The sequence below is a fragment of the Sorangium sp. So ce119 genome, from assembly GCF_051524405.1.
Taxonomy (GTDB): Bacteria; Myxococcota_A; Polyangia; order Polyangiales; family Polyangiaceae; genus Sorangium; species Sorangium cellulosum_G.
Window position 1 is genome coordinate 11,122,406 of sequence record NZ_CP150310.1, and the last position, 16,242, is coordinate 11,138,647.

At 71.8% G+C, this 16,242-nt stretch carries 12 protein-coding genes; 9 read left to right on the forward strand and 3 right to left on the reverse strand.

Annotated features, from left to right (window positions below; translation table 11 throughout):
- Positions 1–52: 52 nt before the first annotated feature.
- Entirely contained in the window at positions 53–409 is a 357-nt protein-coding gene (locus WME76_RS41960; protein ID WP_437957771.1) for a hypothetical protein, read from the reverse strand.
- A 516-nt stretch (positions 410–925) separates the two neighbouring features.
- On the opposite strand from WME76_RS41960, the gene WME76_RS41965 reads away from it, so the two are divergent.
- The 3 genes from WME76_RS41965 to WME76_RS41975 all read left to right on the forward strand — a co-directional run bounded on the left by WME76_RS41965 (position 926) and on the right by WME76_RS41975 (position 4,628).
- Positions 926–2,590 (forward strand): DUF1592 domain-containing protein, encoded by a 1,665-nt coding sequence (locus WME76_RS41965; RefSeq protein WP_437957772.1) that lies wholly within the window; start codon positions 926–928, stop codon positions 2,588–2,590.
- Between the two features lie 43 nt (positions 2,591–2,633).
- Positions 2,634–3,986, forward strand: a complete 1,353-nt coding sequence (locus WME76_RS41970) for a DUF1552 domain-containing protein (protein ID WP_437957773.1) — start codon at positions 2,634–2,636, stop codon at positions 3,984–3,986.
- Positions 3,987–4,115: 129 nt separating this feature from the next.
- Positions 4,116–4,628, forward strand: coding sequence for an FG-GAP repeat domain-containing protein (locus tag WME76_RS41975; RefSeq protein WP_437957774.1), 513 nt, complete (start codon positions 4,116–4,118; stop codon positions 4,626–4,628).
- 75 nt (positions 4,629–4,703) lie between these two features.
- Here WME76_RS41975 and trpS read toward each other — a convergent pair whose 3' ends face one another.
- Positions 4,704–5,765 (reverse strand): tryptophan--tRNA ligase, encoded by a 1,062-nt coding sequence (gene trpS / locus WME76_RS41980; RefSeq protein WP_437957775.1) that lies wholly within the window; start codon positions 5,763–5,765, stop codon positions 4,704–4,706.
- Between the two features lie 109 nt (positions 5,766–5,874).
- The gene (locus WME76_RS41985) at positions 5,875–6,732 is read right to left on the reverse strand and encodes a hypothetical protein (RefSeq protein ID WP_437957776.1); all 858 of its coding nucleotides are present in this window, start codon (positions 6,730–6,732) and stop codon (positions 5,875–5,877) included.
- 151 nt (positions 6,733–6,883) lie between these two features.
- Between WME76_RS41985 and WME76_RS41990 the strand changes: the two genes are divergently transcribed.
- The 6 genes from WME76_RS41990 (at position 6,884) to polA (ending at position 16,014) form a co-directional block, all read left to right on the forward strand.
- Positions 6,884–7,624 carry an SDR family oxidoreductase gene (locus WME76_RS41990; RefSeq protein WP_437957777.1) on the forward strand — a complete coding sequence of 247 codons (741 nt, stop codon included), beginning with the start codon at positions 6,884–6,886 and terminating at the stop codon, positions 7,622–7,624.
- A 94-nt stretch (positions 7,625–7,718) separates the two neighbouring features.
- On the forward strand, positions 7,719–9,254 hold the full coding sequence (locus WME76_RS41995) for an aminopeptidase P family protein (RefSeq protein WP_437957778.1): 1,536 nt from the start codon (positions 7,719–7,721) through the stop codon (positions 9,252–9,254).
- 447 nt (positions 9,255–9,701) lie between these two features.
- On the forward strand, positions 9,702–11,636 hold the full coding sequence (locus WME76_RS42000) for a S8 family peptidase (protein ID WP_437957779.1): 1,935 nt from the start codon (positions 9,702–9,704) through the stop codon (positions 11,634–11,636).
- Positions 11,637–11,721: 85 nt separating this feature from the next.
- Positions 11,722–11,925 (forward strand): hypothetical protein, encoded by a 204-nt coding sequence (locus WME76_RS42005; RefSeq protein WP_437287741.1) that lies wholly within the window; start codon positions 11,722–11,724, stop codon positions 11,923–11,925.
- 18 nt (positions 11,926–11,943) lie between these two features.
- Positions 11,944–13,278, forward strand: a complete 1,335-nt coding sequence (locus WME76_RS42010) for a carboxypeptidase regulatory-like domain-containing protein (protein WP_437957780.1) — start codon at positions 11,944–11,946, stop codon at positions 13,276–13,278.
- A 33-nt stretch (positions 13,279–13,311) separates the two neighbouring features.
- Positions 13,312–16,014: a DNA polymerase I gene (gene polA, locus WME76_RS42015; RefSeq protein WP_437957781.1), complete on the forward strand. Its 2,703-nt coding sequence runs from the start codon at positions 13,312–13,314 to the stop codon at positions 16,012–16,014.
- Positions 16,015–16,242 lie beyond the last annotated feature (228 nt).

Below are 16,242 nucleotides of genomic sequence, written 5' to 3' on the forward strand. Positions count from 1 at the left end.
AATTCGAGCCGGCGGCGAGGGGGCGTCGGCCTGGCACCCGCGAGCGGGCGACTCAGCCCCTGATCCAGGCGTTGATCCGCTCAGCCCAGCCGGCGGAATCGTCGAGGGTGATGACGAGCCGCCGGTACGACTCCCCCTCGAGCTCTATCGTCAGCGGGTTGTCCTTCCGGCTCCGCACCGTGTACCAGAACTCCTTGCCGCGATCGGTGTAGTACGTCCCGGCCTTGATCAGCCCGGGAAGCGCCGTTCCTGGCGCGCGGATCGCCCGCCACGTTGCGGGCGGAAGCGCCGCCACCGCCCGCGTCACGTGCTCGCGCGGCACCACGATGGGCGAGAGCTTCACGGCCCAGAGCCGCTCGGCGCCCTGCAAGGTGAGCGTCAATCGATCCCCGTCGATTCGCAGCTGCATGCCGCGAGTCTAGTTCCGCGGGAGCGTCCGGTGATCAGAATTCACCTCGGGATTGCCGCCCGGGAGCGGCGGAGGCTCCGCCGGAGAGCGGTCATGGCCACAGCGAGGTAGAGGGCGCTCGCCCCCGTGCGCCGAGCGCGTCGAGGTCATCGTCGCGGCGGAGGTCCAAGCGTCGGTCGTGGGATCGTAGAGCGCCCGGTTCCCCTCGCCGTGCAGCTCGCATTGCAAAAATTCAGGGGCTTGCGACGTAATAATTCATGATCGCTCGGTCTCACTTCGCCGCGCGCTCATGGCTTGACACGAGCCCGGCGCGCGGCCGACAGTGATCCGCGGCCGGCGGTGATCACGGGAGCGCGCGCCGGGAATGTAACTTCAGCCCCGACGTGACGCCGGGGCGCGCAGTACCGCCTTGCTTTAAAAGTTCGCCTCAGACCACGACGCGGCGCATCGCCGGAACACCTCGGTTCGTGCCGGGTGCACGCCACCGGAATGGCTGGTCACTCCAGGAGCAAGACAATGCCGCCCGACACCGATCGACCGGTCCCGTTCCTCCGTCGTTCCCTCGCGGCGGGCATGTCCGCGCTGGTGCTCTTCTGTCTGACGGGCGCTGCGTGTACCGGTCAGCTCGGCAAGGAGACGCCGCCTGTCGAGGTCGACCCGCTCACGGGGGAGCCGGCGGTGCAAGACTGCAGCGTCACCCGAACGAGCCCCAGCGTCCTGCGCCGGCTGTCCAGGATCGAGTACCAGCTCACCCTTCAGGACCTGTTCCAGCTCGACGAGCCGCCCGTCGTGGACAGCATCCCGGAGGACACCGGCCAGGGCGGCTTCCGCACGATAGCCACCCTCCAGAACGTGTCGGATCAGCACCTGCGCGCCTACCTGGCGACCGCGGAGACGCTCGGTCAGGAGCTCATGGCGGACGAGGCGCGCCGGACATCGGTGCTCGGCTGCGCGCCGGACGCCGACGACTGCCTCGAGCGCTTCGTCCACCGCTTCGGCAAGCTGGCCTATCGAAGGCCGCTGTCGTCCGAGGAGGCGAGCGACCTTGTCGCGCGGGCGAGCGAGGTCGCGCAGGACAGGGCGGACGCGTTCCGCTTCGTCGTCGAGGCGCTGCTCACCTCGCCGAGCTTCCTGTTCCGCATCGAGGTCGGCGCATCGGGGCAGGAAACATCGCCCCTGACGCCGCTCGAGCTCGCCGCGCGCCTGTCGTTCACGCTGTGGGGCCGGTCCCCGAGCGAGGAGCTGCTCGCGCGGGCGGAGGCCGGCGAACTCGACAGCCCCGACGGGCTGCGCGCCGTCGCGGAGGAGATGGTCAAGGACAGGCGGACCGAGCTCTTCTTCAACGCCTTCTTCAAGCAGTGGCTCACCTTCGAGCAGCTCCGCCCCCCGGCGAATCCGGACCCGTCGTGGACGCCCGCCCTGCTCGAGGACATGATCGCCGAGAGCGAGCGCGTCCTCGGCGAGCACGCCTTCACCCCCGACACCGACTTCCTCGACGCGCTCACCGCGAACCACACCTACCTCACGCCGGAGCTCGCGAAGTTCTACGGCCTGGAGGCGTCGGGGGACGGCATGACCCGCGTGGAGTTCCCGGCCGGCCACCACCGGGCCAACACCGGGCTCCTCACGCACGCCAGCCTGATCAGCGCCAAGAACGACGGCGACCTGATCGCCGTGCGCGGCCAGTGGATCCGGGCGGCCTTCCTCTGCCAGAAGATCTACATCCCCGCCGGGCTCCTCGAGCAGCTCGAGAGCGAGCTCTCCGGCCTGAGCTACGTCGACGTCATCAAGAAGCGCAACACGCAGGAGGGGTGCGCCGGGTGCCACGCGCTCATTGATCCCATCGGCGTCGGGTTCGCCCAGTACGACAAGAACGGGCGGTACGACGGGAGCATCGGTATCGACGAGTTCGGTATCGAGCCGCGCTTCGAGGGCGCAGCCAACGAGTCGTTCGACTCGCTCGCTGCCCTGGCCGCGGAGCTCCGGCAGAGCCCGGAGCTGGCCGCGTGCGTCGCGGAGAAGCTGTTCATCTACACCCAGGGGCGCGAGCCGGCGAGCGAGGACCGCTGCGCGATCGACGCCGCCGCCGAGGGCTTCGCGCAGGACGGCAACCGGTTCCGTTCCTTCCTGACCACCATCGTCCAGTCGCCGGCGTTCCGGCTGCGGAGGGCGCCGGAGTGATGTGCGCGCACAGCGTCCGACAGACGGAAGAGGAGTGTCGCCGATGAAGATCTCGAGAAGAGCTCTGCTCCGCGGGGCCGGCGTCGTGGTCGCCTTGCCGTTCCTCGACGCCATGCGACCGCGGCGCGCCAGCGCCGCGCCGGAGGACGCCCCGAAGCGCTTCGTGGCGTTCTTCGTGCCGAACGGCACGGATCCCGGGGCGTGGCACCCCAGCGCGGCGGGGCCGCTCTCGCCGGAGGCGCTGACGCCGTGCCTCGTGGACATGAAGGGCTTCGAGGCCGAGCGCGAGTGGCCGGCGGGGGAGGCGATCTGGCAGGACGTCACGATGGTGTCCGGCGTCGATCACCAGGCGATCTGCTCCGACATCCACAGCCCGGCGATGGCGCTCTGCGCGCACACCGACGGCGGCGGCCAGGCCGTCCCGAAGAAGGCCACGCTCGATCAGGTCCTCGCCGGCCACATCGCGGCCGGGACGCCGTATCGCAGCCTCAACCTGTCTCCCACGGGCGACACGGCGGTCACGCAGGGCTTCATCTCGTTCCGGGACGGCGGTCAGGTCGAGGATGCCTTCCGCGATCCGGCCCGCCTGTTCGACACGCTGTTCAGCAACCTGGGCAACCCGAACGCCGAGATGGACAGCATCCGGCAGCGCCGGGCCAGCGTCCTCGACTGGGTGAGGGAGGACGCGCGGCGCCTGAACCAGCGCCTCGGCGCGGCGGACCGGGCGCGCGTGGAGCAGCACCTCGAGTCGGTGTTCGAGCTGGAGAAGCAGATCCAGTCCACGACCGCGTCGGGCTGCACCGTCCCCGGCAAGCCCGAGCGGGGGCTGGACCTGCACGGCAAGTTCAAGCAGATGATCGATCTCGGGCTGCTCGCGCTCACCTGCGACCTGACGCGGGTGCTCGTCCTGCAGTACTCGAACAGCTGGGGCCTCGACTTCGCCGGGTACGATCTGCCGGACGGCGTGGGGACCTGGAGCGATCACTTCATCTCGCACAAGCTCGGCGACCGCGACCGCGCCACCGACCTCGACGGCCTGCCGCAGGCGGAGGCGATGCGCATCGCCAACGCCCGCGTCGTCCAGACATCGAGGTTCAAGGTGCGCCGCTTCGCCTACCTGCTCAACGCGATGAAGGCGGCGACCACGCCGACGGGCAACCTGCTCGACGAGTCGCTCGTGCTCTACACGTCCGAGAACGGCGACGGGGACTCCCACGGCCGGAAGAACATGCCCGTCATGCTGGCAGGACACGTGGGGGGCTTCCAGACAGGCCGCGTCGTCAAGGCGGGCAACGCCCCCCCGACCGGCGCGCTGCATTGCTCCATCATCAACTACTTCGGCATCGAGATGGCGAAGTACGGCGATCCGGCGGGCGGGCCTATCGCCGGCCTGTGAGCCCCGCGCGCCGCCCATCGACGAGGTGGGATCGCGCTGGGGTTACCTGACGACCTCGTCGCGAGCCCGGGTCCCCGTGGGGCCCGTCCGCGCGCCCCGGCAGGGCGCATGCGCGGTTTTTTTGCTCGGATGAACCCGCGGCACGCGGACGGCCAGCAGATCTTCTTCGAGACCGCGCCGGACTCGCGGGTCTCGTTCGTCTCCCTCGCGGTGGGCGACGTCAACAACGACGGCCGCCAGGACGTCGCCGCGGTCACGCACGAGTACAGCCACGGGCCGATGCGGGTCTGGATCCTGCTGCAAGACGACCTCGGCAGCCTGACCGCGCCGCAGCCGCTCCTCACCATCGACGATCACCAGTACTCCGTCTCCGGCGGCGTTCAGATCGCCGACCTGAACCTCGACGGGCGGAGCGATCTCGTCGCGGTCAGCAGCAACACCGCCGAGATGTGGTCGTTCATCCAGACGCCGGAGGGCACGTTCGAGAGCCGCTCGACGCCGTTCCCTGGCACGTTCGACGACATCGACGGCTTCGGCGTCGGCATCACCGACTTCGACTGCAACGGTTGCCCTGACGTGGTGGGCGTCCAGCGCGACGGTCTGGTCGCCTTCCGCGGCCGCGGCTGCGCGACGGCGCCCTGAGCGCCGCCGCGGGCAGCACATCTCGCCCCTGGCACCGTCTTTCCAGCTCGTCTCGCCGGCCAGCCGGCGTTCGGCTCAGCGGTCGGCGGGCCGAGGCGCGCGCGTCAGAAAGCCCACGGCCTCGTACATGCGCCTGAGCGTCGGCGCGGCGCGCTCCGCCGCGCGCTCGGCGCCTTGCGCCAGGATGCGATCGAGCTCGCCCTTGTCCTGCAACATCGTCTGATACCTCTCGCGCAGCGGCCGCAGGAGCTCGACGACGACCTCGGCCGTCTCCACCTTGAGGTGCCCGTACTGCTTGCCCGCGTAGCTATCGACGATCGCGCGCGGGTCCTTGCCGGTGATCGCGGCCTGGATCGAGATGAGGTTCGTCACGCCGGCCTTCTCCTCGCGCTCGGGCGCAAAGACGATCTCGCTCCCGGAGTCGGTCACCGCGCGCTTGATCTTCTTGCGGATCGCGTCGTCGCTGTCGTCGAGAAAGACGGTCGCGTTGAGGTCGGCGTCCGACTTCGACATCTTGGCCGACGGGTTCTGAAGGCTCATGATCCTGGCGCCCACCGGCGGGATGTACGGCTCGGGCACGCGGAAGATCGGGTTCTTTACCGTGACCGTGCCGTCCTTGGCGGTCTCGGCGTCGCCATACGTGTTGTTCACGCGGATAGCGATGTCGCGCGCGAGCTCGAGGTGCTGCTTCTGGTCCTGGCCCACGGGCACGAGATCGGTCTGGTAGAGCAAGATGTCGGCGGCCATGAGCACGGGATACGTGAAGAGCCCCACGCCGATGTTCTGATCTCTGGCGCTCTTGTCCTTGAACTGCGTCATGCGCGAGAGCTCGCCCATGTACGCGTTGCACGTCAGGAGCCAGCCGAGCTCCGCGTGCGCCGGCACGTGTGACTGGGCGAAGATGATGTTCTTGGCCGGATCGAGCCCGGCCGCGAGGTACACAGCCAGGCCTTCGTAGGTGCGGTTGCGCAGCTCCCTGGGATCTTGAGGCACGGTGATCGCGTGCATGTCGACCAGGCAATACAGACAGTCGTAGTCGTCTTGCAGCTTCACCCAGTTCTTGAGGGCGCCGAGGTAGTTGCCGAGCATGAGGCGTCCCGACGGCTGGATCCCTGAGAAGATGACTTTCTTCGACATTTCGCGTACCCCGTGATCGATTTCTTATAGGGCGCGGCGCAGCCCGGAGCAACACGCCCGCCCATCAAGCCAGGCTCGCGCGCGGGCAGGCAGTAAGCGCGCGCGCAGCTCAGTCGATCTGAAGATGGTAGTGTGGCGGCGTCGACTCGTCGATGACGAGGACGCCCCCGACCTCCGCGGCGCTCTCGAGGAACGCGCGTTTTTCCTTCGGCGACATCGTTCTGTTGCGCACGTCCACGGCGCCCCTGCGCAGATGCGCAGAGATGTAGATCCCCCGGTCGATCTGGTCCTGGATGACGGCCTCCATGGCCGCCACCGCCTGCTCCGGCGGCCTGGTGGCGTTCGCCTGGTAAGCCTTCTTGATCTCCTGGACCGCCGCCTTGTTCCGGTAGAGCTGGAGCAGATCCTCGCCGAGCCTGAGCTTCGTGAACATCGCCCTGGCCTGGCGGTTCGCGTCGCGCGTCCCGCTCGTGATCACGAGGTGCTCGCGCGTGCGCCGCGCGTAGCCCCGGTCGATCTGCTCGAGCTTGGCGGCGATCTTCGCGGGGAGCGTCACGCCGGGCAGCACCTCGTACGGCGGCGGGGACCACGGCTCTGTGGGCACGGCCTTGCCGAGCGCCGTCAGGGGCGGCAGCTTCGCGCGCCTCTCCTCCTCTTCGGACGGCAGCTCGTCGCACTCGGGCTGGGTCGCCGGCGCGGCGGCGCGCGGCGCGCCCTGGGCTCGCGGCGCGGCGCCCTGGCTCCCGGCCGCGCGCGGCGCGTCCTGCGCCCGCGGCGCGGCGCTCGCCGGCGCGCTCGTTCCAGGCGCATCGAAGCCCGGCAGGTCGATGTCGGGCAGATTGACGGACTCGAGCTTCTCGGTGCACCCGGCCGCGCAGAGCAGCGCGGCGGCGACCGCGCCCAGGCGGCGCGGCAGCTCCAGAGAGCGTTCCTTTGCGGCTACTCGGCGTGTCGGAAGCGTCGGCAAAGCCGGTCCAGCGTGCCACGGCGCGCGGCGCGGGAGAAAAAAACGGCGGCGCGCGCCATCCATGCCTCCCACGCCCCGAACGTCGACGAACGTCCGCGCCCGGCGCCGTCGCCTCGACGCGCGGGGCCGCGCATCGGCTACACAACCCCGCATGCCCCATGCACCCTTGACCGGCCGCGTCGCCCTCGTGACCGGCGCCGGCACCCGCCTCGGCGCCGCCACCGCCCGCTCGCTCGCGGCGGCAGGCGCCGACCTCGTCGTCCACTACGCCACGAGCCGTGCCGGCGCGGACTCGCTCGTCGACGAGGCGCGCTCGCTCGGACGGCGCGCGGTCGCGCTCCAGGCGGATCTCCAGGACCGCGCGGCGCTCGTCGGCCTCGCCCGCGCGGCGCTCGACTGGTCGTCTGGCCGGCTCGACCTGCTGGTCCACAACGCCGCGAACTTCGATCGCGTCCCGCCGGCCGAGCTCTCGGCCGACGCGTGGGATCGCGCCATGGCGCTCAACGCGACCGCGCCGTACCTGCTCACGCTCGAGCTCGCTCCGGCGCTCCGCGCCTGCCGTGGCAGCGTCGTCGCGATCGTCTGTGTGAGCGCCGAGCGCCCCTGGAGGAACTACATCCCCTATTCGGTCTCGAAGGCCGCGCTCGCGCACCTGGTCCGCGGCCTCGCCGTGGGGCTCGCCCCTGACGTGCGCGTCAACGGCGTCGCGCCCGGGACGGTGCTGCCGCCCTCCTCCTACGATGAGGCCACGCTCGCTCGCCTCCGCGAGCGCATCCCGCTCCAGCGCCTCGGCGAGGCCGAGGACATCGCGCGCGCCGTGGTGTTCCTCGCCGAGAACGACTTCATCACCGGCCAGATCCTCGCGATCGACGGCGGCGTCTCGGTCGCGTGACGTGCCGCCCCCGGTCCGGAGAGATCCGCGCTGCGGGTCGGGCGCGCGCTTTGGCTTGAACGACCGCGCCTGATCGACCCATAGTTCGAGCCTCATGAGCCACACGCCCGAGACCGCCGCCGCCCCCGTCCAGGCCGATCCCGCCCACAGCGCGCCCACCGGCAGCGGCCCTGGCGAGGCGCCCGCTGCTGCGGTCGCCGGCGACGCCAAGCCGGCGAGCCACGACTCGACGCTGCCCGACGCGCTGGTCGCGTTCATGCTGGATCAGTGGGCCCCTGCGGCCCGCGACCTCCCCCAGCCGATCGCGCACGCCGAGGTGTTTGCTGCCCGCCGCCGCGCCCTCTCGAAGCTCTTCCCGGCCGAGACGCTCATCATCCCCACGGGCCACGAGAAGGTCCGCTCCAACGACACGCACTACCGCTTTCGTCCCGGCTCGGACTTCTTCTACCTGACGGGCAACCTCGAGCCTGACTGCGTGCTCGTCCTGCAGCCGCAGGAGGGGGGCGGGCATCGGGACATCCTCTTTGTCGAGCCGAACCCTGGGCGCAGCGACAAGACGTTCTTCACCGATCGCGTGAAGGGCGAGCTCTGGGTCGGCCCCCGTCTCGGCGTCGAGCAGAGCCGCGCGCGCTTCGGCGTCGACGAGTGCCGCGGGCTCCCCGAGCTCGACGCCTACCTGAGCGGCCTCGTCGGCACGGTGACGCGCCCCCACCGCGTGCTCCGCGGCGTCTCGAAGCGGGTCGACAAGCTCCTCGCGCAGCACGACCGTGACAAGCAGCTCGGCGAGGCGCTCTCGGAGATGCGCCTCCTCAAGGACGCCCTCGAGGTCGAGGAGCTCGAGGCGGTCGTCGCGTCGACGAAGCGTGGCTTCGAGGACGTCATCCGCGCCCTTCCCGGCGGGCGGAGCGAGCGCGAGGTCGAGGGCATCTTCAACCTGCGCGCCCGGGTCGAGGGCAACGACGTCGGATACGGCACCATCGCCGCGTCGGGCCACCACGCCTGCATCCTGCACTGGACGAGGAACGATGGCGCGCTCGAGCCGGGCAAGCTCCTCCTGCTCGACGCCGGCGTCGAGGGCAACGCGCTCTACACCGCCGACATCACCCGGACCTTGCCGATCAACGGCAAGTTCTCCCCGGAGCAGCGCGAGATCTACGAGCTCGTGCTGGCGGCGCAGGAGGCGGCGATCGCCGAGGTGAAGCCTGGCAACGACTTCATGGAGCCGAACCGCGCCGCGATGCGGGTGCTCGCCCGCGGCCTCGAGCGGCTCGGCATTCTCACCGTCTCTGCCGAGGAGGCGCTCAAGGAAGACAAGCAGTTCTATCGCCGGTACTCGCTCCACAATGTGAGCCACATGCTGGGCCTCGACGTGCACGACTGCGCGCAGGCGCGGCAGCAGGTCTACAAGTACGGCAAGCTGAAGCCGGGCATGGTGCTCACCGTCGAGCCCGGCCTCTACTTCCAGCTCGACGACGAGACGGTCCCGGCTCGTTACCGCGGCATCGGCGTCCGCATCGAGGACGACATCCTCGTCACCGATGCGGGCCATCGCAACCTGTCCCTCGACATCCCGCGGACCGTGAGCGACGTCGAAGCGTGGATGTCCGGACTCTGGACCACGCGCACCTGATCCAAAGAAGCCCACCCGGCCCCCCCTGTTCCTCATCGGACGCAGCGGAGCCGCCGGAGGAGGGGGCGCCGCGCGCGGGGGTGGCGGGGGTGGGCCCCACAAACCCGAGCGCCGGCCCGCATCGAAGCGACCCCCGTCCAGCCCACCCCATCCTTCTGTGTGGCAATAGCCCCCCAACAGGCGCGAGTTTGTGGGGGGACCCCCGCCACCCCCGCGCGCGGCGCCCCCTCCTCCGGCGGCGGCTCTTCACGAGGGCGGTCGAAGCCGAAGATCGCTCAGGACGTCCGCGCTCCTCGACGACCGCCCATGACGCCCGGCGGCACGGCGCCTCGGGCTGATCTCCAGGCGACCGAGCGCCGCTGTCGCGCCGCCGCGCGCTCGTTTTCGCGCCCCCACACCGATGGCTGCCCGCAGGCAGCAGCGCTACCCTGCCGTTGAGGAGCCGCTATGCACAAGTCTCGCCTTCCGCGTGGGTCGGGGACCGCCATTCATCCAGCCGGACGCGCGCTCGCGACGTCGCTGCTCGCCGCGACCGCGCTGGTCGCCGTGTCCGGCGTCGCCATGGCCGACGGGACGGACGGCCGAGGCGCCGGGACCGCGCTCGCGGCGCGCTCGCCGGGCATGCTGGAGCCGCGCCTCCCGCGCTACGCCAACCCCGGGCTGCCGGTCGACGCCGAGCCGTCGCCGCGCGGCTTCAACGTCCTGAACGAGCCGGTCGCGACCGAGGGCGAGCCGCTGTACGGCCTGGCCTCCGAGCTCGACGAGACCAGCTACGACATCCCCGGGCAGATCGTCGTCGACGCGCGCGACGACCTCGACGACAGCACGCTCGCGGCGCTCGCGCGCGACTTCTCGCTGCGCCTCTTCCCGACCGCGCTCGCCTCCGAGACCCGGATCCAGATCGCCACCGTGGAGGGCCCGGTCAGCGCGACCCTCCAGCGGCTCGCGCGCGATCCGCGCGTCGAGGTGGCCGAGCCGCTCGCCCGGGTGCGCGCGTCCTTCGTCGCGAACGACCCGCTGCTGAAGGACCAGTGGCACATGGCGCGCGTCGGCGCCGAGCGCGCCTGGGACTTCGCCACGGGCCGCGGGGTCACCGTCGCCGTGGTCGACACCGGCATCGCGTGCGAGACGCACGGGCCCTTCGTCAAGGCGCCCGACCTCGCCTCGACCGAGTGCGTGGAGGGCTGGAACTTCGTCACCAAGACGAACCACGCGAACGACGACCAGGGCCACGGCACGCACGTCGCCGGGACGATCGCGCAGTCGACCAACAACGGCATCGGCGCCGCGGGGCTCGCGTTCCACGCGCGGCTCATGCCGGTGAAGGTGCTGAACGAGAGCGGCTGGGGCACGACCGCCGACGTCGCCGACGGCATCCGGTGGGCCGCCGACAACGGCGCCCACGTCATCAACCTGAGCCTCGGCGGCCCGCGCAACTCCAAGGTCCTCCAGAGCGCGATCGACCACGCCATCTCGCGCGGCGCGGTCGTCGTCGCGGCGGCCGGCAACACCGGCGGGCGCGTGCAGTACCCCGGCGCCTCCGACGGCGTCATCGGCGTGAGCGCCACCGACGCGAACGACAAGATCGCGAGGTTCTCCTCGCGCGGCCAGGGCGTCGACGTCGCGGCGCCCGGGGTGAACGTCACGCAGCAGACCATCTGCAACCGCGGCCGCGGCGACTGCGACGCCCCCTATCCCGCGTACAACGGCACCTCGATGGCCGCGCCCCACGTCGCCGGCGCGGCGGCGCTGCTCGTCGGCCTCGGCGTGTCCGACCCGCGCGCGGTCGAGGACGCCATCCGCGCCGGAGCGCGCATGGTCGACAGCTCCGACGACGGCAAGCTCCTCTACGGGGCCGGCATCCTCGACGCCGCGAGCTCGGTCGCGCGCGTGACGCAGAGCCACGCCGTCGTGCGGCTGGTCGCGCTGCTCCTGCTCGCGACGTGGGTCGGCCGCCGCGCCCGCAAGAAGGAGGAGAACGCCGCGAGCCCGTGGCGGGCGAGCTTCCTCCTCCCGGCGCTCGCGGCCGGGCCGGGGCTGTTCTTCTTCGCGCCGTGGCTCCTGTCGCGCGTCGATCTCGCCGTCGACGTGCTGGCCCGTCCGATCGCCGATCTCGACCTGCTGATCGGCGCGTCGGTCCACCGCTGGCTGCCGCTCGCCAACGCGCTCATCCCGCTCGGCCTCACCTCGCTCTTCTTCGGGGTGAAGAAGCTCCGGCCGGCGATCGCGGGCCTCGCCGTCGGCACCGCGGCGTACCTCACCTCCGTCGTCACGCTGGGCGAGGTCGCCGGTCCCCTGGGCCGGCTGGCGCTCGTCGTCTGGTGCGCGGTCAACGCTGCCGCCTGCCTCTGGATCGCCCGGACGAACCTGTCCACGCGCTGAGCCGCCGCGCTCCGCGCTTGTCCCACGACCGGCGAAGAGCCCGGTCGTTATGACCTCCCCTCCAAAACGAGCTAGGATGCCGGCCATGCGGCCCGGCACCTTGCTCCTACCTTTGTCGCTGCTCCTCGGGGCGTGCGGCGGCTCCTCCAGCGAGACGCCGTGGCCCGCGGAGCCGGAGGCCCCCGCGCTCGGCCCCGCCGACGAGGCGTCGCCCGCCGGAGAGGCCGACCCGAGCGCCCCCGAGGGTGGGGGCGAGGGCTCGACGGACCAGGCCGACGCCGGCCGTTAGCCGGCAGCGGAGGACGGCATGGCGGAGAGCTGGACGGCAGGCGCGCAACGAAGGGCCTGGCTCTCCGCGGCCCTGCTCTCCGCCGCGCTGCTGATCGCGCCGTTCCTCGTCTGGCTCCTCCTGCCGCGCCCCGCCCCCGTGATGCCGGCGCGGCGCGAGCCCGCGCCGGCGCTGATCGCCCCGGCGCAACCGGAGCGCGCCGCGCCGCGCGAGGTCGAGGCCGAGCCGCCGCCGCCGCCGCCCCCCCCGCCGCCGCGCGAGACCACGGCGGCCAGCGCGGGGCCGGTCCGCGGCGTGGTCCTCGATCCGGAGGGCCGCCCCGTCGCCGGCGCCACGATCCGCTGCAGCGAGGAGCCGGGCCTGTCGGCGAACGCTGACGCCGAGGGGCGCTTCGAGCTGCCGTCCGAGGCCGACGGCTGCACCGCGACCGCGGCGCAGCCTCCGTTCGGCGACGCCCATCCCACGCGCGTCGCCGCCGGTGGCGAGAACGTCCTGCACCTGATCGGCGCGGGCTCGATCAGGGGCGAGGTCGTCGATCAGTCGGGCCGGCCCGTCGAGGCGTACCTGCTGGCGATCGAGTCGTTCCTGCCGGTCGGCTCTGGCGCGCACGCCGGCGTGAACGGCCGCGCGCGCAAGGTGTCCGATCCGGGCGGCGCCTTCCAGCTGGACGAGCTCGCGCCGGGTCGCTACGTGCTGACGGTGAGCGCGGCAGGCCGCCCGCCGGCGCGGAGCGCGCCCATCGACGTCGAGGCGGGCCGCGCCGGTCGCCCCGTGCGGATCGTCTTGCCGCAGGGCGCGACGCTGAGGGGCAGGGTCGTCGACGCGGAGTCGCGCGCGCCGGTCGTCGAGGCCCAGGTCGAGCTCGACTCCGCGACCTCGTCCGGCGCCAACGCGATCTCGCTCGCGCTCACCGACGCGAACGGCGACTACGAGCTCCAGGGCGTGCCGGCGAGCGGGCCGTTCTCGGTGCGCGTGCGCCACGAGCAGTACATGACCAAGATCGTGCCCGGCCTCGACGCGCGGGGCGCGGGCTCGATGCGCGCCGACGTCGAGATCCGGCTGCTCGGCGACGGCGGCTCGCGCGAGGAGCTCTCGGGCATCGGCGCGATGCTCTCGCTCTCGCCGAGCGGCGTGACGATCGCGGGCGTCATCGAGGGCGGGCCCGCGGCGCTCGCCGGGCTCGCGCAGGGCGACGTCATCGTCCGGATCGACGGCGAGCCCGCCGCGGATCTCGCGCTCGCGGACTGCATCCAGCGCCTCCGCGGCCCGGCGGGGACGCGCGTCACCGTCGGCGTCGACCGGGGGGGCCGCGTCCTCGACGTGACAATGCGGCGCGACGTCGTGGTTCACTGAACCGGCCGCGCGCCGAGGTGCTAAGGGTCGGTCATGTCGACGCGCCCCACCGCGCTTCCCCCGGCCGGAGCTCCGGACGTCCTCTACCTGATCGATCTCTCGGGCTACGTCTTCCGCGCCTACCACGCGATCAGCCCGCTCTCGAGCCCGAGCGGCGAGCCGACTCATGCGACGTTCGGCACCGTCGCGATGCTCACGAAGCTCGTGGACGAGCGGAAGCCTGCGTACCTCGGCGTGGCGATGGATCCCGGGGGCAGGACGTTCCGCGACGACCTCGACCCGCGCTACAAGGCGCACCGCCCGCCGCCGCCGCCCGACCTCGGCGTGCAGATGAACCGGTGCCGGGAGATCGTCGAGGCGTACCGCATCCCGATCTTCATCCAGGAGGGCCTCGAGGCGGACGATCTCATCGCCGTCGCCGTCGCGCGGGCCAAGGAGCGCGGGCTGCGGGTGGTCATCGCGTCGAGCGACAAGGACCTCATGCAGCTCGTCGACGAGGACCGCGTGATGCTCTGGGACGCGATGCGCGACAAGGTCTACGGGCACCCCGAGGTGGTCGCGAAGTTCGGGGTGCCGCCCGAGCAGGTGCGCGACCTGCTCGCGCTCGTCGGCGACACCTCCGACAACGTCCCCGGCGTGCCCGGCGTCGGCCTGAAGACGGCCGCCGAGCTGCTCGCGCAGTTCGGCTCGCTCGCGTCGGTGTACGCCCGCCTCGAGGAGGTCAAGAAGCCCCGCATCCGCGAGTCGCTCAAGCAGCACGAGGCCGACGCGCTCCTCTCGCAGAAGCTCGTGACGCTCGACGGCGCCGCGCCCGTCACGCTCGACCTGGAGACGCTGCGCTACGGCGGCGCGGACACCGGCAAGCTCCGGGAGCTGTTCACCGAGCTCGGCTTCTCGCGCTTCCTGAAGAGCGTCCGCGCGCCCGAGCCCGCCGCGCGGGCGGCGACCTACCGGGTCATCGCGACGCGCGAGGAGCTCGAGACCTTCGCCAGGTCGGCGCGCGCGGCCGGCCGCCTCGCCCTCGACATGCACGCGACCAGCCGCGAGCCGATGAGCGCCCACGTCTGCGGGGTCGCGCTCGCCTGCGAGCCCGGGCAGGCCGTCTACGTCCCGCTGGGCCACCGCTACCTCGGCGCGCCGGCCCAGCTCTCGATGAGCGACATCGACGCGGTGCTCGGCCCGCTGTTCGCGGATCCGGAGCTCCCCAAGGTCGGCCACGACGTGAAGTTCTGCGAGGTGATCCTCCTGCGGCACCGCATCGGGCTCGTTGGCGTCGCCTTCGACACGATGCTGGCGAGCTACCTGCTCGATCCCGAGGCGAAGAACCAGCTCCACGAGCTCGCCGAGCGCGAGCTCGGCGCCAAGATGCAGACCCTCGACGAGGTGGCCCCGAAGCGCCGCGGGCAGGCGCAGCGCGCCCTCGACGAGATCGAGCTCGGCGAGGCCTCCAGCTACGGGGCCGCGTTCGCCGACGTCGCGCTCTCGCTCACCGACAAGCTGCGCCCGCGGCTCCGCGCCGAGCGGCTCGAGGACCTGCTCGTGCAGATCGAGCTGCCCCTCTCCGCGGTGCTCGCCGAGATGGAGCTCACGGGCGTCCTCTGCGACCCGCAGGCGCTCGCGCAGCTCGGCGCGCAGATGACGACCGAGCTCGCGGCGCTCGAGGCGAAGGCGCGCGAGATGGTGGGGCACGACATCAACCTGGCGTCGCCGAAGCAGCTCGAGGCCGTCCTGTTCGACGAGCTCAAGCTGCGCTCCCAGCGCAAGACGAAGACCGGCCGCTCGACCGACGCCGACGTGCTCGAGACGCTCTCGGAGGACCACCCGTTCCCTGGCGTCGTGCTCGAGCACCGCGTCATCGCCAAGCTCAAGGGCACGTACGTCGACGCGCTGCCGCGCCTCGTGCACCCGGTCACGGGCCGGATCCACACGCGCTGGGGCCAGGCCGTGGCCGCGACGGGGCGGCTCTCGTCCCAGGACCCGAACCTGCAGAACATCCCGATCCGCACGGAGCTCGGCCGGATGATCCGGCGCGCGTTCGTCGCGCCGCCCGGGAGCGTGATCGTGAGCGCCGACTACTCGCAGATCGAGCTGCGCGTGCTCGCGCACCTGTCGAAGGATCCGGTGCTCGTCGACGCCTTCCGCACCGGGCAGGACGTGCACGTGCGCACGGCCATGGAGATCTTCGGCGTGGACGAGGCGGGGGTCACGGACGAGATGCGCCGCCGGAGCAAGACGATCAACTTCGGCGTGATCTACGGGATGGGCGAGTCGGCGCTGGCCAAGCGCCTCGACATCTCGCGCGCGGAGGCGGCGCGCTTCATCGACGCCTACTTCGCGCGCTACCGCGGCGTGCACGAGTTCATGGAGCGGACCATGGCCGAGGCGAAGCGCTCCGAGTCCGTGCGCACGCTGCTCGGCCGGCGCCGCTTGCTCCCCGATCTACGCAGCAGCGATCGCATGCGCCGCGCCCAGGCGGAGCGCATCGCGCAGAACACCCCGATCCAGGGGACGGCGGCGGATCTCCTGAAGCTCGCGATGGTGCGCGTCCCGCGCCCCGTCGTCCCCGGCGCGCGCATGGTGCTCACGGTGCACGACGAGCTCGCGTTCGAGGTGCCGGCCGACGCGGTCGACGAGGCGAAGGCCAAGGTGCGGGAGGCGATGGAGTCCGTCTTCCCGCTCGACGTGCCGCTCGTCGTCGACATCGGCCACGGCCCCACCTGGGCCGACGCTCATTGAGGGGCGGACACCCGCTTCGGATACGGGCCCATCTCGACGTTTTCGGTGCTCGGCGTACAGGAGTACGCCTCCGCGCCGAAAACGCCGAGCTGGACCCGTCTCCTGTGCGGGTGTCCGCCGCTGGCGTCGTCAAGGGGGGAGATTGGAGAGATTGGAGAGGGGAGGAGCGACGCTCTCCATGGCCGTGAGGGGGCGGCGGAGCGGCAGCGGGGGGACGGAAGCGGGGGG